Source organism: Pedobacter africanus (assembly GCF_900176535.1).
GTDB lineage: Bacteria > Bacteroidota > Bacteroidia > Sphingobacteriales > Sphingobacteriaceae > Pedobacter > Pedobacter africanus.
This window is the reverse complement of record NZ_FWXT01000001.1, coordinates 78,602-100,913: the sequence shown is the minus strand read 5'-3', so window position 1 is coordinate 100,913 and position 22,312 is coordinate 78,602. Positions and strand designations below refer to the sequence as shown.

Sequence of the window (22,312 nt, the reverse complement as noted above, 5' to 3'; positions counted from 1 at the left end):
CCAATGATATCATTTATTCTTAAAGGCATGAAATTAGGTCTTATTTTTTGCATTGCCATTCTTCCTGTAGTGGCTACTGCACAGCAGGTGGGTATTTCAGTGAAAAGCGAATGGGTATACCCCAACAACAGTGGGAAATTAGCTTATAAAACCCTACCTGGTGGCGATAGGATCATGGATTTTTCCCATGCAGGTTATATGGGCGGCGGGGTTAAAATACCTAATCCTGAAATAAAGATAACAATAGCTCCCATTGAGGGCGACAATACAAAAAACATCCAGCAGGCCATAGATCAGGTTTCTGAAATGAAACTTACAAGGGGTTTTAGGGGCACAGTACTGTTGAAAGCAGGTGTTTACAATTGTGAAGCCCCCATTATGATTAACGCAAGCGGAGTGGTGTTAAGGGGCAGCGGGTCAGATCAGAATGGCACATTGATCAATATGACAGGCAAGGCCCATCCCTGCATTGTTGTGCGGGGCAATGTGGTTTCGAAAGCAGCGGGCAAACCTGTTGCTTTTTCAGATGCTTATGTGCCTTCAGGGACTTACTCATTTGATCTCACCAATACGGCCGAATTGAAGGTAGGAGATACGATCAGGATCAGCCGGCCGGTAACGACTGCCTGGGTTAAACTGATGGGTATGGATACGCTGGTGCGGGATGGTAAAAAACAAACCTGGATTACCGGGGAAATCACAACCGATAGGATCATTACTAGAATAGATCATAAAAAGGTTACCGTAAATATTCCGCTTACAGACAGCTACGATCCAAAATACCTGGGAAAACAAGGAACAACAGTAGTGAAAATCTCTTCTACAGGTGAATTGTCGCAGGTAGGAATTGAAAACCTGCGCATGGTATCGCCCGATCAGACAGGTACGATCAACGAATCGCATCATAAAGCCTTTACCATGAGTGGTCTTGCCGACGGCTGGGCCCGTAATATCGAAGTGTTCAATACAGTGAACAGTGTAAGTGTAACGGGCAGGCGTATTACTGTTGATAATTTAAGCATCGCGCATAGGCTGGCAACCACAGGAGCGGCAAAGCCTGCTGATATCAATGGAAGCGGCCGGCAATTGTTGTTTAACCGTTGCCGGATAACGGGCGATAATATGTTCTTTTTTGGCACAGGAGCAAAAGTTACCGGTCCGGTTGTATTGCTGAACTGTGTTTTTAAAGGAAATGGCTGGATACAACCGCACCAGAGATGGGCCACTGGACTGTTGATCGACAATTGCGAAGTGCCCGATGGCGGCATAGATTTCATGAACCGCGGCGCTATGGGCTCCGGGCATGGCTGGTCTATAGGCTGGGCCGTGGCCTGGAATTCAAAAGCGAAATCCTTTCTTAACCAGCAGCCGCCCGGTGCCGCGAACTGGGTAATTGGCGGACAGGGAGAAAAACAAAAGAAAGCCCAGCCATTTAACAAAGATCCTTTTGTTGCCGAAGGAATATATGATGCCTACGGGACACCCGTTACCCCGGGAAGTTTATACCTCGCCCAGCTTGCTGAGCGACTGGGGCCTGCTGCCCTTATTAACATTGGGTACTAAAAAATAAAGCAGGCATAGGGCCTGGAATACATTCGAATCACAATTTTTAAATATGAAGAAGCTCAATTTTAAATCATTTTTACCGGTACTTGCATTGTTTTTGTTGTTTAAGGACTCCCTGAAAGCTCAGACCATGGATGAGATGTGGGACACCCGTTCGTCGGGCAAAGAACATCCGAATATCCAATGGTTTAAGGATGCCAAGTTCGGCCTGTTCATCCATTGGGGTCTTTATGCCAAACTGGCTGGTGAATGGAAAGGAAAACGCTATTATGGAAGTGGCGAATGGATCATGAACCAGGCCAGGATTCCCGTTGCGGAATATAAGGCCGTAGCTCAGACCTTTAATCCAGTTAAATTTAATGCCGATGAATGGGCTCAGCTGGCCAGCGATGCCGGGATAAAATACATGGTCATCACCGCAAAACACCACGAAGGGTTTGCGATGTACAACTCCAAAGTAAGTGATTTTAACATTGTTGCTGCAACGCCTTATAAAAAGGATCCCATGAAAGCCCTGGCTGCCGCCACCACAAAACGTGGCATACAATTCGGCTTTTACTATTCCCAGTTTCAGGACTGGTATGAGCCCAATGGCGGAAGGAATACCTGGGACTTTGAGGAAGGTAAAAAGGATTACGAGAAATACTATAAAGAAAAGGCTGTTCCGCAACTGAAGGAACTCATGACCAATTACGGTCCCCTGGGAATTGTCTGGTTCGATACCCCGGGTGGCATGACAAAGGAACAAACGCAGGCTTTTGTTGATGACCTGAGAAAATTGCAGCCAAAGAGTTTGTTCAGTAGCCGTGTTGGTCAGGGACTGGGTGACTATAAAGACTTTGGCGATTCTGAAGTGCCTTCTACCCCGATTAAAGGTGCCTGGGAATCCATTTATACCCATAACGATTCATGGGGTTACATCAAACATGACATGAATTTTAAGACCCCTGCGGAAATTATCCGCCTCCTGGCCAATGTGGCTTCGAAAGGAGGGAACCTGATGCTGAACGTGGGCCCCGATGGCGAAGGAAGGATACCCGAATACTCTGCTAAATTTTTACGGGAAACGGGGAAATGGCTCGATAAAAATGGAGAAAGTATTTACGGTTCTACCTACGGCCTGGTCCCGGCCCAGCCATGGGGGGTGAGTACTTCCAAACCAGGTAAACAATATTTACATGTCGTAAACAGACCAGAGAATGGCCGTTTGCTGGTACCTGGCTTTAATGGTACCGTCAGTAAGGTGTACAGCCTGATCGGTAAGGAAGCACTTGAATTTAAAACAGAAGGGAATGATGTCTGGATTACCCTGCCTGAGTTTGAAAGCGGCAGCGCCAATACCGTTTTTGTAATGGAATATTCGGGCAAGGTTTCAGACTATGACCTGAATGTTCCGGTAACCGTTTCCTCCCAATTCAAAGAAAACAATGTAGAAGCTGTTTTTGCGAAACTAAAAGGAAATCCAAAAATTCAGAGTTTAACCTACAGCCATTACTATGGCGATTGGAAGCACACGGTTTGTGTAACAGACCTGAAGGATACCACAGATGAGGCCGTTTTCAACATCAGGGTTACTGAACCCGGAGATTATAAAGTTGCACTCGAATATTCCTGTTCTCCGGAAAGTGCCAGACAGGAAGGACGTCTGAAAATCAATGATCAGGAGTTTTTGTTCCGGACACTGCGTACTTCCGAATTTGATAAGAAGGCCCCCTTGCCATTTATCAGACATGTAATTGCTACAACTACGTTCAGTAAGGCAGGTGAATATACACTTCAAATAACACCATTACAAAATGGGAAAGAGTTGTTCCGCCTAAAGGCAATTGTGGTGGAACCCGCAAGGTGAGGTTGGTGAACATAGGCGAAAACAACTCAAATAGGGGGAAATTTAAGAATTTCCCCCTATTCATTTAAGATTTTTACCCCTTTTCTATTTCGTTCCGGTCTAATTTAGCTATACCAAATGTAATGTGAAACAGACATGCCAATGTCTTTTTTACCTGTAAAGTAAATGAGTCGACTATGAGCAAGCATGTCTCCTTACATCTGGTAAACTAAACATTAACCAAACCAAATGTATTGATCATGAAAGCACAACTACTTAAAGTATCAATGGAGCCAGCGCAGTCATTCAGTGTTAGGCAGGATCTGGAACCTTCTATCAATAATAAATGGCATTACCACCAGGAAATTGAACTGATCTATTTTAATAAAGGCAATGGCACGCAATTTATCGGTGATAGCATCAAACGTTTTAAATCGGGTGATATCGTATTGCTGGGCGCAAACCTGCCGCATTACTGGAGGTTCGATGAGGCCTATTTTACCACAGATGTAAAGCCGGCTCCTGCAGATGTAAGGGTATGTCATTTCAGTGAGAACCTGTTTGGCGATTGTTTTTTAAACCTTCCAGAAAATAAACTGTTAAAAGACATCCTTGAAAAAGCCAAAAGAGGGGTAAAGGTGACCGGCAAAAACAAAGCCCTGGTTGCCGAGCTGATCACCAAAATGCTGAAAGCAGAAGGTACGGAAAAGATCATCATCCTGATGCAGGCCCTGGTAGAAATCGCCAAATCATCGCAGCTCGAAGTACTTTCTTCAGTAGGCTTCCACAATGATCTGGAAATGGTTGAAAAGGACAGGATCAATGATGTTTACGATTATACCTATGCCAATTTTAAAAATAAGATCTATCTGGAAGAAATTGCCGAAGTGGCCAGGATCAGTCCGAACTCTTTCTGCCGCTATTTTAAATCCCGTACACGCAAAACCTATTCCCAGTTTTTAATCGAAGTTAAAGTTGGGCAGGCCTGTAAGTTACTGATCGAACATAGCCAGAACCTGAAACAGGTATGCTATAACAGCGGCTTCAATAACTTTGCAAGTTTCCACAAGTGCTTCAAAAAGATAACAGGCAAAAGTCCGCTATGTTATCAGAAAGAGTTCATTAGCGCCTGCGCATAAATCAAAATAATGCCCCTTTTTGAACGGCTGGTGCATACCAGCCTGGAATTGTTTTGCCAAAATAGTTGATGAATAAGCTAAAAGGGCGAAACGATTACAATAAGCTAATTCGCAATTTAGCTGATTCAGAGACGTGCAGCAATCAAGTATATTTTTATTTTACATTAATTAAGAAGTGAAGAGAGTTAAGCTGGTATTTTTATTAGGATTGCTTGTTTGCAGTCAGTACGTTTTTGCGCAGAATAAGCAAAGGTTAACCCACAATTGGGAATATTTAAAAGGAGATCTTGGGGGGATATGGGAAGCCATAAGGCCTGTTAAAGAAGGCAATCCGGAAAGCGTTCCCTTATGGGAGAAAGTAAATTTACCCCATTGTTTCAATGCCCTGGATGGAGTGGACCCCGATGTAAATTATTACCAGGGCCCCGGATGGTACCGAACCTTGCTGGACCTGAAAAATCCCTATACTGAGGGGCGCAGCTTATTGCATTTTGAGGGGGCGGGACAAAAAACGCAGGTTTACATCTACGATAAAAAAGTCGCAGAGCATGTTGGGGGATATGATGAATGGACTGCCGATATTACCGATGCGGTAAATGCCTTTAAAAAAACTGATGTCTTTCAAAAACAGTTCAAAGGTAAGGTGCCGCTGTCCATCAGGTGCGACAACTCCCGAGACCTGGAAATGATCCCATCCAGTTTATCCGATTTTAATGTATATGGCGGTCTGTACCGCTACCTTAACCTTGTTTATACCCCAAAGGTGGCTGTCGACAAGATTTTTGCGGCTGCAAGTGTAGATGCAAAAGGCAGTCTGGGTAAACTGAACATCAGCGGCCGCCTGCTGAACCCTGAAGGTATAGATACCGTTAGCCTGAAAATAGAAGTAAAAGACCCCGAAGGCAAAACACTGGGCAGCTGGGAAAACCAGATGAAAGCTTTTAATGGCGATAAAGCATTATGGGAAACCAGTATAAAAAGCCCAAGGTTATGGTCGCCCGAACGCCCTGTGCTTTATACCGTGCAAACTACCGTTACGGCCAGGGGCATTGCACATGTGCATACAGAAAAGATCGGCTTCAGGAATTTTGAATTCGTTAAAAAAGGCCCCTTTATGCTGAATGGAAAGCGCTTGCTGCTCAGGGGCACGCACCGTCATGAAGACCATGCCGGGGTAGCAGCGGCCATGACGGAAGAGATGATCCGGCAGGAGATGCAGATGATGAAAGATATGGGTGTCAACTTTATCCGTCTTGGCCATTACCAGCAATCCAGGATTGTCCTGGATCTCTGCGACAGCCTGGGCATCCTGGTGTGGGAAGAAATTCCATGGTGCCGCGGTGGTTTGGGGGGAGAGGTGTATAAGGAGCAGGGACGCAGAATGCTGACCAATATGATTGAGCAGCATTATAACCATGCCTCGGTAATCATATGGGGATTGGGCAATGAGAACGACTGGCCGGGCGATTTCAATGAATTTGATGAGCAGAAGATCAGGACTTTTATGAAGGAGCTGAACGATCTTTCCCATAAACTGGATCCCTCACGCAAAACTGCCATCCGCAGATGCGATTTTTGTAAGGACATCGTTGATGTTTATTCACCCTCTATATGGGCAGGTTGGTACCGGGGCATCTATACCGAATATAAGGAAGCTTCGAAAAAAGAATTTGAAAGGGTAGAACACTTCCTGCACGTAGAATGGGGAGGCGATAGCCATGCCGGCCGTCATTCTGAAAGTCCGGATAAGGCGCTAAGCGCTGTTCAGACAGGTGTTGGTACCGATGAACGGGATGGTGATGCTTCCTTGTTTGGCGGCAGTGCCAGGGTGTCTAAGGATGGCGACTGGAGTGAAAGTTATATTGTGAACCTGATCGACTGGCACTTAAAGGAGCAGGAAAATATGCCCTGGCTAACGGGAGCTGCCTACTGGCCTTTCAAAGATTTCTCTACGCCTGTACGCCCGGATAACCCGGTTCCATACATGAACCAGAAGGGGGTCGTTGAACGGGACTTCAGCAAAAAAGAAGCGTATTATGTATTTCAGTCGTACTGGACAAAAACGCCTATGGTGCACATTTACGGACATTCATGGCCGGTAAGATGGGGCGATGCAGGAGAGCAGAAAATGGTTAAGGTGTACTCCAATTGTGCTGAGGCAGAGCTGTTCCTGAACGGCAAAAGCATGGGCAAAAAGAAAAGGAACAGTCAGAGCTATCCGGCAGCAGGTTTAAAATGGATGGTGAAATACCAGCCCGGTAAAAATGAAATTAAAGTTGTAGCCACTACTAAAGATGGTAAGACCATCAGCGATGAGATCGTACAGGAGTACCAGACCGAAAAATGGGATAAACCGGCTAAACTGGTACTGGAAAAGCTTTCTGAAAAGGATAACATTGCTGTGATCCAGGTGAAATTACTTGATAAAAACAATATATTGTGTTTAGACGCACGCAGCTATATCACCTTTGGCCTTACAGGTGATGGTAAATTGATTGATGACCAGGGGACTTCCAGCGGGTCACGTAAAGTCCAGCTCTATAATGGCAGGGCCCTGATCAGTGTTGACCTCAATAAAGGCAAAAGCGTGGCGAGTGTTAAGTCAGATGGACTGCCATCTGCATTTGTAGAACTTTAAAATAATGATGATTAAAAAGCTCCTGGTATTTGTACTGCTAACTGGAAATTCGATAGCATTTGCGCAAACAAAAAAGAACGATGGTACCCTGAAATTGTGGTACAATAGCCCGGCCGAAAACTGGAACGAGGCCCTGCCCATTGGCAACGGCCGGCTTGGCGCCATGGTTTTTGGTAACCCATCTAAAGAACAACTTCAGTTAAACGAAGAAACCGTATGGTCCGGAGGTCCCAACAGCAACATCACTTCGGCCTCTGGTGCAGCAATCCCGGCGCTTAGAAAGCTGATCTTTGAAGGAAAATTTGAAGAAGCACAAGCCCTGGCCGATGTGGAAATGTTCCCTAAAAAGAACAGCGGGATGATCTATCAGCCCGTAGGTAACCTTTTTTTACAGGTAGAGGGGGCAGAGAAAGCATCGCATTATTACCGCGATTTAAATATAGAAAAAGCGCTGGCTACGGTTACTTACCAGGCCGGGGGTGTGCATTATAAAAGGGAGATCTTCTCTTCTTTTACCGATCAGGTTATGGTAGTCCGCTTAACGGCAGACAAGCCAGGCAAGATCAGTTTCAATGCCGGTATGGATACCCAGCAAAAAGGCAGCGTACGCACGGAAAATGGTAAACTGATCCTGTCCGGCCTCACTTCAGATCATGAGGGCGAAAAGGGGCAGATCAGGTTTGAATCCCAGGTAAAAGTTTTGGCCGAAGGCGGCAGGGTATCCCTGCAAAACAATGCCTGGATAATAAAAAATGCAAATGCGGCCACCGTTTACATTTCCATAGCCACCAATTTTAAGAATTACCACGATGTAACCGGAAATGAAGGTGCCAAAGCTGCATCGTTTTTAGATCAGGCCGTCAAAAAGAAATATGCAGATGCTTTAGCTGCCCACATTAAATTCTATCAGCAATATTTCAACCGTGTAAAGTTCAACATCGGTGTTACCGAAGCGGTAAATAAACCTACAGATCAGCGTATTGCCGAATTTGCCAGAACAAATGACCCGCACCTGGCGGCTTTGTATTTCCAGTTTGGCCGATACCTGCTCATTTGCAGCTCGCAACCAGGAAACCAGCCTCCAACTTTGCAGGGCATCTGGAACGATAAAATGCTGGCGCCCTGGGACAGTAAATATACCATCAACATCAATACAGAGATGAATTACTGGCCTGCGGAGGTGACCAACCTTTCGGAACTGCACGACCCGTTATTTAAAATGCTGAAAGACCTATCTGTTACCGGTCAGGAAACCGCCAAAGTGATGTATGGCGCCAAGGGCTGGGTAACACACCACAATACCGATCTGTGGCGCATCACAGGTCCGGTAGACCGCCCATATGCAGGTTTATGGCCTATGGGGGGCAACTGGCTGAGCCAGCACTTGTGGGACCACTACATGTTTACCGGCGATCAGCAGTTTTTAAAAGAATATTACCCTGTTTTAAAAGGGGCTTCTGAATTTTACCTGGATGTATTACAGGAAGAGCCTGTACACAAATGGCTGGTGGTAACGCCCTCCAATTCCCCTGAAAATACCTATGTAGCAGGAAAACGCATTTCTATAGCGGCAGGCACTACAATGGATAACCAATTGCTGTTCGACCTGTTCACCAAAACTGCTAAAGCTGCCGAAATCCTGAAAACCGATAGGGATTTCCAGGCTAAGCTGAAAGCCACCTTGGCCCGTCTTGCGCCCATGCAGATCGGAAAGCACAATCAGCTGCAGGAATGGATGCACGATTCGGACCGTACAGATGACAAGCACCGTCACGTATCGCACCTTTACGGTTTGTACCCAAGCAACCAGATTTCGCCATACCGGACACCGGAGCTGTTCGATGCAGCAAGGACTTCCCTGACTTACCGGGGCGATCCGGCTACAGGCTGGTCTATGGGCTGGAAGGTGAACTTATGGGCCCGTTTCCTGGACGGCAATCATGCCTATAAACTCATCACAGATCAGCTTAAACTGGTAGGTGGAAGGATAGATGGTGTGAATACTACCGGTGGGGGAACTTATCCGAATATGTTTGATGCACACCCGCCTTTCCAGATAGATGGCAATTTTGGCTGTACCGCCGGCATTGCCGAAATGCTGCTGCAATCGCACGATGGTGCCCTGCATATCTTACCTGCATTGCCTGATACCTGGCCTTCGGGAGAGGTTAAAGGCTTGGTTGCCCGGGGCGGTTACGTGGTAGACATCAGCTGGAGGAATAAGGTAATTACCCATTTAAAAATAAAATCCCTCCTTGGCGGCAATTGCCGGCTGCGTATCAACAGCAACCTGAAGTTAAATACAACAGGCCTTACTGATGCATCAGGTCCGAATACCAATGCTTTTTATGAAGTCCCCGAAATTAAAGCGCCATTAATTTCAGCTGCTGCAAAGCTAAATCCTGTTGGTATCCCGTCATCAACAGCATATGATTTGAAAACTGTGGCAGGTAAGGACTATACTTTTAACATAAACTGATATGACCAGAGCTAAACTGCTTTCCTTTTTATTGATCTGCACTGCAGGGAGCATTTCTGCCCAGCAAAAACAGCATAATGCCTTAAAGCTGTGGTACAACCAACCCGCTAAAATATGGGAAGAGGCCTTGCCGCTGGGTAATGGAAAAACCGGTGCAATGGCATTTGGAAGGGTAAACAGGGAGCGTTTTCAGTTGAACGATGGTACCTTATGGTCGGGTGCCCCTGAGGCCGGAAACAATCCTAAAGGCCCGGCAGCACTGCCACTGGTCAGACAGGCGGTTTTTGAAGGGGCTTACGATAAGGCCGCTGAAATCTGGAAAAAGAACCTGCAAGGCCCTTATTCTGCACGCTATTTAACTATGGCAGATCTGTTCCTGGATTTTAACCTTAAGGATTCCGTCCCTACTGCTTATCGCCGTGAACTGGACATCAGCAATGCGGTAAGCACCGTAAGTTATACACTGGCCGGGGTAAGCTACAAACGGGAAACTTTTATCAGTTATCCCGAAAAGGCAATGCTGATCCGGATTACCGCCGATAAACCGGGTTCCATCAGCTTCCATACCAGCATCAGCAGTAAGCTCAGGTACAGCGTAGCCGCTACCGCTGCAGATTACCTGGTACTGAAAGGAAAGGCCCCCAAGCATGTAGCACATCGCGTATCGGAACCACAACAGATCATATACGACGATAAAGAGGGGATGAACTTTGAAGTTCATGTGCGGGTAAAGGCCGAAGGCGGAACGGCCAAAGCAGCAGGAAACGGCATTGCCGTAAACAAGGCAGATGCCGTAACCATTTACCTTACAAATGGCACTAGTTTTAACGGATTTGATAAATCCCCCGGACTGGAAGGTAAAGACCCATCTGTAGCACCTACAGCAGAACTGGCGAAAGCTTACGCAAGACCTTATGCAGCAATCAAAACTGCGCATATAGCCGACTATAAAAAACTATTTGACAGGGTTTCTTTTCAATTGCAGAATGATCCCGAATTGTCGAAACTGCCTACCAATGTCAGGCTTTCCCGGCAGGGGAAACTGGGGAACGACCAAGGCCTGCAGGTGCTGTATTACCAGTTTGGCCGCTATCTGATGATCGCCAGTTCAAGACCTGGCTCACAGGCTACCAATTTACAGGGACTTTGGAACGACCATGTGCAGCCGCCCTGGGGCAGCAATTATACGGTCAATGCCAATACCCAGATGAACTATTGGCTGGCAGAACAGACCAATCTTTCCGAACTGCACCAGCCGTTATTTGATTTAATTGGCCGTATGGCAGTTAATGGGGGCAAAACGGCAAAAGTCAACTACAACATTCAGCAAGGCTGGGTGGTGCATCACAATAGTGACATCTGGACCAAAACCTCCCCTTCCGGAGGGTACGACTGGGACCCTAAAGCCGCACCACGCTGGTCGGCCTGGCCCATGGGGGGAGCCTGGTTAAGCACCCACCTGTACGACCATTACCTGTTTACAGGAGATAAAGTATTCCTGAAAGAAAAGGGCTATCCGCTCATGAAAGGTGCGGCAGAATTTATGCTGAAATGGCTTGTAAAAGATAACCAAAGCGGGTATCTGGTCACCAATCCCTCTACCTCGCCCGAGAATGTATTTAAAATTGATGGTAAGGAATATGAAGTGAGCAAGGCTACAACTATGGATATGGGCATCATCCGCGAGCTGTTTACAGACTGCATTGCAGCCTCAAAAGTACTGGGCGCAGATGCCGCATTTCGTGCGGAGCTTGAAGCCGCAAAAGCAAAGCTTTATCCTTTCAACATCGGCCGTTATGGCCAGCTGCAGGAATGGTTTAACGATGTAGACGACCCTAAAGATACACACCGGCATTTGTCGCATTTGTTTGCCCTGTATCCGGGCAACCAGATTACCATACAAAATACACCAGAACTGGCAGCAGCGGCCAAACAGTCGCTCCTGCATCGTGGTGATGTGAGTACAGGATGGTCTATGGCCTGGAAAATCAACTGGTGGGCCAGGCTCCAGGATGGAAACCATGCTTTAAAAATACTCAAATCCGGACTTACACTGATCGATCCGGCCAAAACCCTGGAACCTGAGAAAGGTCCTTCAAAAACGATGGCGCAGCTTACCAATGTGCAAATGAGTGGGGGCGGAACTTATCCGAACCTCTTCGACGCACATCCACCTTTCCAGATCGATGGCAATTTCGGGGCTACCGCAGGTATCACCGAAATGCTCCTGCAAAGCAATACCGATGAGTTGCGCCTGTTGCCCGCTTTGCCCGACGAATGGACAAAAGGTAGCATCAAAGGCATAAAAGCAAGGGGCAATTTCCGGGTAGATCTGGAATGGAACCAGGGAAGGTTAACCACCGCAACGCTATATTCAGGCTCGGGCGGCAATTGCCGCATAGCCACCAACCTTCCTGTAAAAGTGGAGGGTGTTACCGCCAGACCGGCTGAAGGGCCCAATGAAAATCCTTTGAACGCCACATCAGAAAGACCAGAATACCGTAAAAATAAAGAAGCGAAACTTCAGGACCTGAACCTGAAGCAGAACTATACCATTGATTTTCCTACTGAGAAAGGTAAAACCTATAAAATAACCGTCTTGTAAATATGATACCTGCTATGAACCGATTTGTAAAATATGCCTCCTGCGTCCTCCTTTTGTTACTATGTACCAGATTGTCTGCGCAGGAAATCCAATGGGAAACTGTTGCCCCTGGCGTCTGGAAGGGCACAATAGGGAAACCTGAAAGTTATAACCTGCTGACTGCCGCGGGCGCAAAACCTGCTTTAGAGGGGTTGAAAGCGGCGGGAGATGCCGCATTTCCTTTGTCCAAGGATGAGATTACGGCCAAACTTGTCGATGGTAAGACCTATTTAAGGTTTCCGCTCGATAAAAAAGAACAATTGTATGGCTTTGGCCTGAACTTCCAGACCGTACATCAGCGCGGTAAAATACTGCAATTGCACGTTGACCACTATGGGGGCAAAGACAATGGCCGTACACATGCACCTACACCTTTTTACGTATCCTCCAATGGTTATGGCGTATTTGTCAATTCGGCACGTTATTTAAACATTTATGCGGGCTCAGCTGTATTGCGCGAGGGAAAGAATGTACCTGAAGCCAAAGACCGTAATACCGATAAATCCTGGTCCTCAAGACCGTATTCGGATGGCGTAGAAATCCTGGTTCCGGCAGAAGGGGTAGAGTTTTACGTATTTGCCGGTCCGAAGCCACTCGATGCAGTGCGCAGGTATAACCTGCTGAATGGCGGAGGTGTATTGCCACCGCGCTGGGGATTGGGATTTACGCAGCGTGTAAAAACTTTATTTACTGCAAGCGAGGTGGAGGCAGAAGCAAAGGCTTTTGCCGATAAAGGCTTCCCGCTCGATTTCATCGGACTGGAGCCAGGCTGGCAGAGCAAAGCTTATCCATGTACTTTTGAGTGGGACAAATCACGTTATCCTGATCCTTCCGGCTTTGTAAAAAATATGCTGAACAAAGGCATCAGGTTAAACCTCTGGAGCAATCCCTACGTTTCGCCACAGGCGGGTATCTACAACAGCATCAAACCTTTTACAGCCGACCATACGGTATGGCTGGGTGCAGTGCCGGATCTGACCATGCCCCAGGCAAGGGATATCCTTTTCGGGCAACTGAAAAAAAGCCAGGTGGATATTGGCATCAGCGGCTATAAATTCGATGAAGTGGATGGCTACGACCATTACCTCTGGCCGGATGTGTCGCTGTTCCCTTCCGGACATAGCGCAGAGCAGATGCGCCAGACCTATGGTCTGCTGATCCAGAAATACAGCGCCGATATGTACCATGAGCGTAACCAGCGTACCTATGGACTGGTACGTGCATCCAACGGTGGTGGTACTGCATTGCCTTATGTCATTTATAATGATTATTACAATCATGAAGATTTTATTACGGCGCTGATCAACAGCGGCTTTTCAGGCGTATTGTGGACTCCGGAAGCCCGTGCCTCTAAAACTGCCGAAGAATGGCTGCGCAGGATGCAGTCGGTAGTGTTTTCGCCAATGGCGATGATCAACGCCTGGTCCAGCGGCACCAAGCCATGGTCTTACCCGGAAGTGGAAAAGCAGGTAAAAGACATGGCCTTACTGCGCATGCAAATGATGCCTTACTGGTACAGTGAGTTCGCAAAATATCATTTCCAGGGCATTCCGCCATTCCGGGCCATGAACCTCGAGGATGGTTACCAGGCTGAAGTGAAAAAAGAGATAAAAACCACCAACCTGGAAGAAAATCCATACGTGGAAGCCATAAGCAAAGAAGTAAAAGACCAGTACATGGCCGGTGAATACCTGCTGGTAGCGCCCATGTTCGCGGGAAAACAAACCCGTACAGTAATATTGCCTAAAGGCAAATGGTTCGATTTCTATACCGGCGAATATGCCGGTGACGGACAAGTGATCAGCGTAAGCCCTGGTCTGGATAAAATACCTGTGTATGTTAAAGATGGCGGCATCATCCCTATGGGCCCTGCACTGATGCATGCGCCAAAACCATCAGAGAAAGTAGACCTGGAGATCAGGTATTATGGTAGCAAACCGGGCAAATACATGCTGTACGATGATGACGGTGAAACATTCAATTACGAAAAAGGCGCGTACAGTTTCAGGACCATCACGGTTTCAAAAGATGCCGGCGGTAAACTGAAAACCTTCGTTTCTGCAGCCGAAAAAGGAAAGCCGAATACACTGAACAAAGTAAGCTTCAAGGCTATGACCAAATAAATGCGATCATGAAAGGATTTATTTTAACCGCTTTAACATTGGCACTGCTGATCGGAAAAACACCGGCAGGCAGGGCCGCAGAAAAGGAAAAAGGACCTGCAAATAGGGAAGTTGTCAAAACCCTGAGCGCACTGATCCTTAAAAATGCCGAATGGGCCATGCAGCAGGAGCCGGTTACTGTAACAGCCGAAAGCACCGCCAGAAGTGCGGGCGGTAAACATGATTTTTATTCGGAAGGCGACTACTGGTGGCCTGATCCGCAAAATCCGGATGGGCCTTATATTCAGAAGGATGGGATGACCAACCCCCAGAATTTTGTGGCCCACCGCCTGGCCATGATCCGTTTCAGTCAGATCATAGGTGCCCTGGCATCGGCTTATAGGCTTACTGGCCAGGAAAAATATGTAAAGCAGGCCATGCTGCACCTGCAGGCATGGTTCATTAGTCAGGGAACCCTGATGAATCCAAATCTGCAGTTTGCACAAGCTATAAAAGGCCGCTTTACTGGTCGCGGTATCGGCATCATCGATACTATCCAGCTGATGGAAGTGGCCCAGGGTGTAATCGTCATGCAAAAGGCACTCGCGCCGGCGGTGCTGGCAGGGACAAGGAAATGGTTTGCTGCCTACCTGCAATGGCTAATGACCCACCAATACGGCAAAGATGAAATGAACGCTGCAAATAACCACGGCACCTGTTTTACCATGCAAGTGGCCTCATTCGCCAAATTATGCGGCGATTTGAAACTGATGGATTTTTGTCGCGAAAGGTATAAAACGGTATTGCTGCCCAGCCAGATGGCTGCTGACGGCAGTTTTCCAAGGGAGCTGGCACGTACCAAACCCTACGGCTATTCTATTTTTAACCTGGATGCCATGACAACCCTCTGCCAGATCCTATCCACTAAAAATGATAACCTGTGGACTTACCAGACCACCGATGGAAAATCCATAGAAAAAGGCATTAAATACCTCTACCCCTTTGTGGCGGATAAAAACAAATGGACTTTAAAACCTGATGTGATGTATTGGGACAACTGGCCTGTGGCTCAGCCCTTCCTCGTATTTGGGGCCATTGCGTATAAAAATAAAGAATGGATGACCACTTGGGCAAAGCTGGACCACGACCCGAAGGTTGAGGAGGTGATCCGTAACCTGCCGGTAAGAAACCCTTTGATATGGCTGGATTAACAGAGAAATAAAAGCATGAAAATTAATATAAAACATAAACAGGTATTTTTCCATTTGGCCTGCTCAGCCTTACTGCTAACCCATACAGTTGCCTTTGGGCAGGTAGCCGGAGATGAGGACAAAGAGATGTTTAACCGCGCGCAGCAGCGCGACCAGAAAGCAATAGACGAAGCACGCAGCGGCTGGTGGAAAAATGCTATGAAAACCCATGATGAACGTATCCAATGGTGGCGCGATGCACGCTTTGGTATGTTTATTCATTGGGGCATTTATTCCGTTCCAGCCGGCGAATGGAAAGGGAAAGAAGTAAAGGGCTATTCTGAACATCTGATGCGTAAAGAGAAGATCAGCAGGGCAGATTACCTGGCCCTTGCCCATACTTTCAACCCTGAAAAATTCAATGCCGATGAATGGATCTCAAGGGCCAAAAAGGCAGGTATGCGCTATTTCATCATCACAGCAAAACATCACGATGGTTTTGCTATGTACAATTCAGCGGTGTCCGACTTTAATGTGGTTCAGCAAAGTCCATTTAAACGTGATCCCATGGCCGAACTGGCCGCGGCTGCAAAAAAGCAGGGCATGAAGTTTGGCTTTTACTACTCGCATGCGTTCGACTGGGAGCATCCAGATGCGCCGGGCAACGACTGGGAATACAACAACCCCGGAGGGGATAAACTGCTGGGCGGTGCAAACTGGTTCGATAGTCATCCCGAATGGCTGCCTAAAGCTGTAAAGTATGTAGACGAAAAAGCGATCCCCCAAATCAAAGAACTGATCAGCAAATATCATCCTGATATCCTATGGTTCGATACCCCGCATAAGCTGCCTTTGTCTGAAAACATCAGGATTTTGAAGGCCATCAGGGATACAGATCCCAATATTGTGGTGAACGGCCGCCTGGCAAGGAGTGCTACCGGAAACTTTGGTGATTATGTAAATACGGGCGACAGGCCGGCAGAACTGCTTACCGTTAATGGTGATGCAGAAGCCATTCCTACCACCAATGAATCCTATGGTTATTCTCTACACGACAACAGCCATAAGTCCGCAAAATTCTTTATCCAGCTGCTGGCCAACTCCGCGTCCCGGGGTGCAAATCTATTGATGAACATAGGCCCGAAAGGAGATGGCAGTTTCGACACCAGGGATACGCGGATACTCGACAGTATCGGAGGCTGGTTAAACCAGAATGGTCAATCCATTTATGGTACCGCGCGCGGACAACTGCCCATCCCGGCCTGGGGCGTAACCACACAAAAAGGAAAGCAGATTTACCTGCATGTATTCCACTGGCCGCAAGACGGCAATTTAGAGCTTGGTGGTCTGAAAACCGAAGTTGGTAAAGTCTGGTTGCTAACCGATAAATCCAAAAAGCCGTTGCAGGTGAAGCGCCTGGATGCCACAACCCTCAATATTGGCCTGCCCCCGAAATCTTCTGGCAGCCCGGATTTGGTCATTGTACTGGAAACCAAAGGCAATATAGAAGCCGATGCTGCAAGGCTTGTTGCCGCTAACATTCCGGTAAACAGGTTCCTGGTATTCGATGCAAAAGTACATGGCAAAATGGGCTTTGGCGATGGAAAAACCGATAAATATTATGTAACCGGTTGGAAAAACAGAACAGATTACCTCTCATGGGATTTGAGGTTGCTGAAAGCCGGCAAGTATAAAATTATTGCAAAGTATATTGCAGAAGAAGGCGGTTCAACTTACGAAGTTAAAATCGATGGTTTCGCTCAGCAGCAGCAGGTGATCGCTTCCAAAAAAGGAGCGGTAGTGAGCCAGGAAATTGGCGCCGCCGAACTTAAACCCGGACAGCAGGAACTGATAGTTAAAGCATTGGATATTAAAGGTCCGGAACTGATGCGCCTGCTTGAAATTCAATTGATACCCATGAAATAAAAACAATAGACAAGATGAAAACATTATCAATCATATGTACGGCCCTGCTTTTTGCAGGAACAAGCTTTGCCCAGAAAGTAGATGTAAAAAAAGCCTTTCAACATGCCGATCAGCAAACCCTGGTGATGCTGAAAGAAATTCAGAAAGTTAAAGCCGCAGGGGCCAAAGCCGACCTTGTAGCCCCCCGGACTTTAGAAGATGGAAACCTGAAACTGGTTGCCTCGCGCGACTGGACCAGTGGCTTCTTTCCCGGAGAGCTCTGGTTCCTTTACGAATATAGCGGTAAGCAAAACTGGATGGCCCAGGCAAAGGAATTTACGGCTAATATAGAGCAGGAGCAGTTCAACGGAAAGACCCATGATATGGGCTTTAAGGTGTATTGCAGTGTAGGTACAGGCTACCGTTTAACTAAAGACCAGCATTATAAAGCCGTCATTATCCAGTCGGCCAAAACGCTGGCTACCCGCTTTAACCCCAAAACAGGCGTAATCCTTTCCTGGGACCACAGCCGTGATAAATGGGTAAACCCGGTGATCATCGACAACATGATGAACCTGGAACTGCTTTTTGAAGCCACAAGGTTAACCGGCGATTCTTCTTTTTACAAGATTGCCGTAAGCCACGCCAATACCACCATCAAAAACCATTTCCGGCCCGACTACAGCTCCTATCATGTGATCGACTATGATCCCAATACAGGTGCGGTGCTGAAGAAAAATACCCATCAGGGCTACAGTCACGAATCGGCCTGGGCAAGGGGACAGGCATGGGCCCTGTACGGTTATACCATGTGTTACCGCTACACCAAAAATCCTGCCTATCTGAAACAGGCCGAAGGCGTTGCGGGTTTCATCCTTAACCATCCGAATATGCCGGCCGACCTGGTGCCTTACTGGGATTTCAATGCACCAGAAATCCCGAAAGAACCACGTGATGCCTCAGCTGCAGCGGTAATTGCTTCAGGCTTATTTGAACTGAGCGGTTACAGTACAAACAAAAAGCTTTATTTGCAGAAAGCCGATAAAATGCTGTACAGCCTGAGCACCAAATACATTTCGCCTGTAGGCCAGAACAAAGGTTTTATTCTGCTGGAAAGCACGGGCTCGAAACCATCCAACAGCGAGGTAAATGTACCTTTATCGTACGCAGATTATTATTACCTGGAAGCATTACTGAGATATAAAGCTTTGAAAAGATAGCGTGTATTGTTTATTGATGAGCCAATTGCGCTGAATATTGGCACATTGTTATTCTTTATTTTAGTATTCAGCATGGAAACCAAATTATAAGATCACATCATGTATAAACGAAAAATACTTTTAGCAGTAACCGCCTTTTTCCTGGTTGCGCAATCTGCTTACAGCCAGAAAACACTGACCAAAGACGAACGTATGGCCTGGTGGCGCGAAGCCAAATTTGGCATGTTCATCCATTGGGGCATCTATGCCCAGTTTGCCGGGGTTTATAAAGGTCATGAGCAGCTCCGCGGGGGAGCAGAATGGATCATGAACCGCTCTAAAATCCCCGTTGCCGAATACCAGGAAATGGCCAAAAGCTTTAACCCTGTAAAATACGATCCGGATGCATGGGTAAAAATGGCAAAAGATGCAGGTATGAAATACCTCATCATCACGGCAAAACACCACGATGGTTTTGCCTTATTCAATTCCAAAGCCAGCAAATGGGATGTTACCGATGCTACTGCCTATGGTAAGGACCTGCTGAAGCCTCTGGCTGCGGCCTGTAAAAAATATGGCATCAAACTGGGCTTTTATTATTCACAGGCGCAAGACTGGAACAATCCGGGAGGCTCTGCTGCCAGGAAAGTCATGCGTGAGGGCTGGTTGAACCCCGATTCCGCAAAGGTAGATGCCTATACAGCTGCAAACAACGGCCACTGGGACCCGGCACAAATGACCAGGACATTTGATCAGTATATCGATGAGGTATCGGTGCCGCAGGTTAAAGAACTGATGACAAATTACGGTGATATTGCCGTGCTTTGGTGGGATACCCCAACCAATATGACAGATCAGGCTGCACTTAAATTGCAGGCCGCTTTGAAAACACAGCCGCAGATCATTACCAACGACCGTTTAAAGCGCCCCAATTTTCCAGGTGATACCAAAACACCTGAACAAAAGATCCCTAGTCAGGCCGAACTGGATGGGATGGATTGGGAAACCTGCATGACGATGAACGGAACCTGGGGTTACAGAACTTCAGATCACAAATGGAAATCGGCAGAAACCCTGATCCGCAATCTGTGCGACATTGCTTCAAAAGGAGGTAATTATTTGTTAAACGTCGGGCCTAAACCCGATGGTACTTTTCCCCAGGAAAGCATAGACCGGCTTAAAGCCATTGGCGACTGGATGAAAGTGAATAGTGAGGCAATCTATGCCACAAAATCAAGTCCCTTTGCACCATTAAGCTGGGGCCGCTGCACCCGTAAGGAAACTGCCAGGGGTACAACGCTTTATTTCTCCGTGTTTGATTGGCCTGCAAATGGCAAGCTGGTTGTTCCCGGTGTAAAAAATAAAGTGCTTTCGGCTACTTTACTGGCTACAAAAGCAAAGCTTAAGACTGCTTTAAATGGCAATGACCTGTCTGTTATTTTACCGGCGAATGCACCTGATCCGATTGCCAGCGTAATTAAGGTGGAGTTTGAAGGCGCTGTTGCCCATCAGGCTGATACCGCACCTAAAAAGGAAATGAAAAGCGGGGCTTTAGACTGAAAAATAACCATTCTCTTCGAAGTCTGGCATCTTTTAGGCTCCCGAAGGGGGAGCAAAAAGCGCCTAGGCCTTCTCTGAGAAGGTAATTTTTCTTCCAGGCTTGGGGGATAGGATGAGGCGTTAGAGAAGGTAATTTTTCTTCCAGGCTTGGGGGGATAGGATGAGGCGTTAGAGAAGGTAATTTTTCTTCCAGGCTTGGGGGGATAGGATGAGGTGTTAGAGAAGGTAATCTTCTTCCAGGCTTGGGGGATAGGATGAGGTGTTAGAGAAGGTAATTTTTCTTCCGGGCTTGGGGAGATAGGATGAGGTGTTAGAGAAGGTAATTTTTCTTCCGGGCCTGGGGGGATAGGAAGAGTAGTTAAAGAAGTTGTTTTTTAGCAGCATATAATTGAATTATTTATTGAATTGAAATGAGAGGTATAATTAGGCCGGTTTTTGCCTGCTGTTTGTTGTTTTCGGTAAGTGCACAGGCTCAGAAAGTGGCACCCTTGTGGGAGGATTTTGTAAAAGCCAAAAAATCAGGAAATACACCGGTATTACCTGATTTTTCTTATGCAGGATATAACTTTTCTGAAACGGCCATTCCTGCTGTAAGCGGGAAAAAGGTTTTTAAGGTTGACGATTATGGTGCCAGGCCCAACGATGAGCAGTTTGATGATGCTGCCATCCAGAAAGCTGTTGCTGCTGCGGAAGCCAACCCGGGTGGTGGCGTTGTATTTTTCTCTCCCGGAAAATACCTGATTGCAGGCGATGAAGATGCCAAAAAGCAGATCAGGATTTCTAAAAGCGGCATTGTTTTAAAAGGCAGCGGCAGCGGTACGGATGGGGCTAAAACTGTTACAGAAATCTACCAGGCCAATATGCGCATCAATGGCCGGCAGTTTCTTTTTAAGCCTGATGACAGTGCTGCAGATAAGTTAACCACCATTGTTCAGGATGCCGGACGGGAGACTTTTGCCGTGGTGGTAAAAGATGCATCCAAACTTAAAGTAGGGCAGGACATCGTGATCCGGCACCGCAGTGAGGAATATACGCGTATGTATTTTGGTCATCTGGCGCTTAAACCGGAGTGGACCCGGCTGTTTGGTGATAACGGAGGGATGCAAATCTATGAAATTCACACCATTAGCGGTATTGATGGCAATAAGGTAAGCTTTAAAAACCCTTTGCATTACGACATCAGGATGGTGAAATCTGCCAGCTGGAACATAGAAGCTTATCATGCCCTCGAGGAATGTGGTATTGAGGACATTTTGTTTAGTAGCAACTGGAAAAGCTACCCTGAAGAATTTATCCACCATAAGAACGAAATCCACGATTATGCTTATGAAGCTGTGGGAATGGAATATGTAAAGAACAGCTGGGTGCGTAACTGCGAGTTCCACGACTGGAACGAAGGGATTTTTATCCGCTCCGGATACAAGGTAACAGTAGAAAATACACATTTCAGGGGCAAAAAAGGACATGCTTCCGTTCATGCCCGTACAGGTTATGGGGTGCTGATCAGGAATTGCACATTTAATGGTGCGCAGCACCATGGTGCAGGAACAGGATATGCTGCAGCAGGTACTGTGGTTACCAATTGTTCCTTGGGTACAGATCAGAACTTCGATATTCACTCCGGTCAGCCCAATGCAACGCTGTACGACAATATTGATGGTGGTGTTTTCTATAACCTTGGCGGCCCTCTTGGCGGGCATCCACATCATGGGAAATACCTGGTACTCTGGAATTTTTACCATAAATCGGATAAGGAGCAGCACTACAATTTCTGGGACATGAGCCGAAGAAGGAATTACACCATTGCAGAACCTATCCTGGTCGGTTTTCGCTCCAATAAACTGGTTACTTTTGAAAATGCAGGAATCAATGAGCTGCAGGGTAAAGAGGTATTGCCAAAATCATTGTTTGAAGCGCAATTAGTACTGAGAATGAGAAAGTGATAGGTACCCCTGCCTGGTCAAAAAATAACCATTCTCCTCGAAGTCTGGCATCTTTTAGGCTCCCTGAAAGGGAGAGCAAAAAGTGCCTAGGCCTTCTCTGAGAAGGTAATTTTTTAAGC

General features: G+C 46.9%; 12 protein-coding genes. All 12 read left to right on the top strand.

Features of this window, described 5'->3' with window-relative positions:
* Positions 1–3: 3 nt before the first annotated feature.
* Entirely contained in the window at positions 4–1,563 is a 1,560-nt protein-coding gene (locus B9A91_RS00360; protein ID WP_084236323.1) for a hypothetical protein, read from the top strand.
* Between the two features lie 52 nt (positions 1,564–1,615).
* Positions 1,616–3,415 (top strand): alpha-L-fucosidase, encoded by a 1,800-nt coding sequence (locus B9A91_RS00355; protein WP_084236322.1) that lies wholly within the window; start codon positions 1,616–1,618, stop codon positions 3,413–3,415.
* Positions 3,416–3,654: 239 nt separating this feature from the next.
* The gene (locus B9A91_RS00350; RefSeq protein ID WP_084236320.1) at positions 3,655–4,533 is read left to right on the top strand and encodes an AraC family transcriptional regulator; all 879 of its coding nucleotides are present in this window, start codon (positions 3,655–3,657) and stop codon (positions 4,531–4,533) included.
* 175 nt (positions 4,534–4,708) lie between these two features.
* On the top strand, positions 4,709–7,171 hold the full coding sequence (locus tag B9A91_RS00345) for a glycoside hydrolase family 2 TIM barrel-domain containing protein (protein WP_084236318.1): 2,463 nt from the start codon (positions 4,709–4,711) through the stop codon (positions 7,169–7,171).
* A gap of 4 nt (positions 7,172–7,175) precedes the next feature.
* Positions 7,176–9,650, top strand: coding sequence for a glycoside hydrolase family 95 protein (locus B9A91_RS00340; protein WP_084236316.1), 2,475 nt, complete (start codon positions 7,176–7,178; stop codon positions 9,648–9,650).
* A 1-nt stretch (position 9,651) separates the two neighbouring features.
* A complete protein-coding gene (locus tag B9A91_RS00335; RefSeq protein ID WP_084236314.1) occupies positions 9,652–12,255 on the top strand; it encodes a glycoside hydrolase family 95 protein in 2,604 nt (867 codons plus the stop codon).
* A gap of 14 nt (positions 12,256–12,269) precedes the next feature.
* On the top strand, positions 12,270–14,417 hold the full coding sequence (locus B9A91_RS00330) for a glycoside hydrolase family 31 protein (protein WP_084239518.1): 2,148 nt from the start codon (positions 12,270–12,272) through the stop codon (positions 14,415–14,417).
* Between the two features lie 8 nt (positions 14,418–14,425).
* Positions 14,426–15,607, top strand: a complete 1,182-nt coding sequence (locus B9A91_RS00325) for an alginate lyase family protein (protein ID WP_084236312.1) — start codon at positions 14,426–14,428, stop codon at positions 15,605–15,607.
* Positions 15,608–15,622: 15 nt separating this feature from the next.
* Complete coding sequence (locus B9A91_RS00320; protein WP_084236310.1) at positions 15,623–17,512, top strand: alpha-L-fucosidase; 1,890 nt, start codon at positions 15,623–15,625, stop codon at positions 17,510–17,512.
* A 14-nt stretch (positions 17,513–17,526) separates the two neighbouring features.
* Positions 17,527–18,711: a glycoside hydrolase family 88 protein gene (locus tag B9A91_RS00315; protein WP_084236308.1), complete on the top strand. Its 1,185-nt coding sequence runs from the start codon at positions 17,527–17,529 to the stop codon at positions 18,709–18,711.
* A 99-nt stretch (positions 18,712–18,810) separates the two neighbouring features.
* A complete protein-coding gene (locus tag B9A91_RS00310) occupies positions 18,811–20,250 on the top strand; it encodes an alpha-L-fucosidase (protein WP_084236306.1) in 1,440 nt (479 codons plus the stop codon).
* 410 nt (positions 20,251–20,660) lie between these two features.
* Entirely contained in the window at positions 20,661–22,193 is a 1,533-nt protein-coding gene (locus B9A91_RS00305) for a DUF4955 domain-containing protein (RefSeq protein WP_235012317.1), read from the top strand.
* The last annotated feature ends 119 nt before the right edge of the window (positions 22,194–22,312 follow it).

Bases quoted from the DNA above. Each gene is read 5' to 3' on its own strand.
- B9A91_RS00355 (WP_084236322.1), top strand. From the start codon at position 1,616: ATGAAGAAGCTCAATTTTAAATCATTTTTACCGGTACTTGCATTGTTT.
- B9A91_RS00305 (WP_235012317.1), top strand. From the start codon at position 20,661: ATGAGAGGTATAATTAGGCCGGTTTTTGCCTGCTGTTTGTTGTTTTCG.
- B9A91_RS00320 (WP_084236310.1), top strand. From the start codon at position 15,623: ATGAAAATTAATATAAAACATAAACAGGTATTTTTCCATTTGGCCTGC.
- B9A91_RS00315 (WP_084236308.1), top strand. From the start codon at position 17,527: ATGAAAACATTATCAATCATATGTACGGCCCTGCTTTTTGCAGGAACA.
- B9A91_RS00350 (WP_084236320.1), top strand. From the start codon at position 3,655: ATGAAAGCACAACTACTTAAAGTATCAATGGAGCCAGCGCAGTCATTC.
- B9A91_RS00325 (WP_084236312.1), top strand. From the start codon at position 14,426: ATGAAAGGATTTATTTTAACCGCTTTAACATTGGCACTGCTGATCGGA.
- B9A91_RS00310 (WP_084236306.1), top strand. From the start codon at position 18,811: ATGTATAAACGAAAAATACTTTTAGCAGTAACCGCCTTTTTCCTGGTT.
- B9A91_RS00330 (WP_084239518.1), top strand. From the start codon at position 12,270: ATGAACCGATTTGTAAAATATGCCTCCTGCGTCCTCCTTTTGTTACTA.
- B9A91_RS00360 (WP_084236323.1), top strand. From the start codon at position 4: ATGATATCATTTATTCTTAAAGGCATGAAATTAGGTCTTATTTTTTGC.
- B9A91_RS00340 (WP_084236316.1), top strand. From the start codon at position 7,176: ATGATGATTAAAAAGCTCCTGGTATTTGTACTGCTAACTGGAAATTCG.
- B9A91_RS00335 (WP_084236314.1), top strand. From the start codon at position 9,652: ATGACCAGAGCTAAACTGCTTTCCTTTTTATTGATCTGCACTGCAGGG.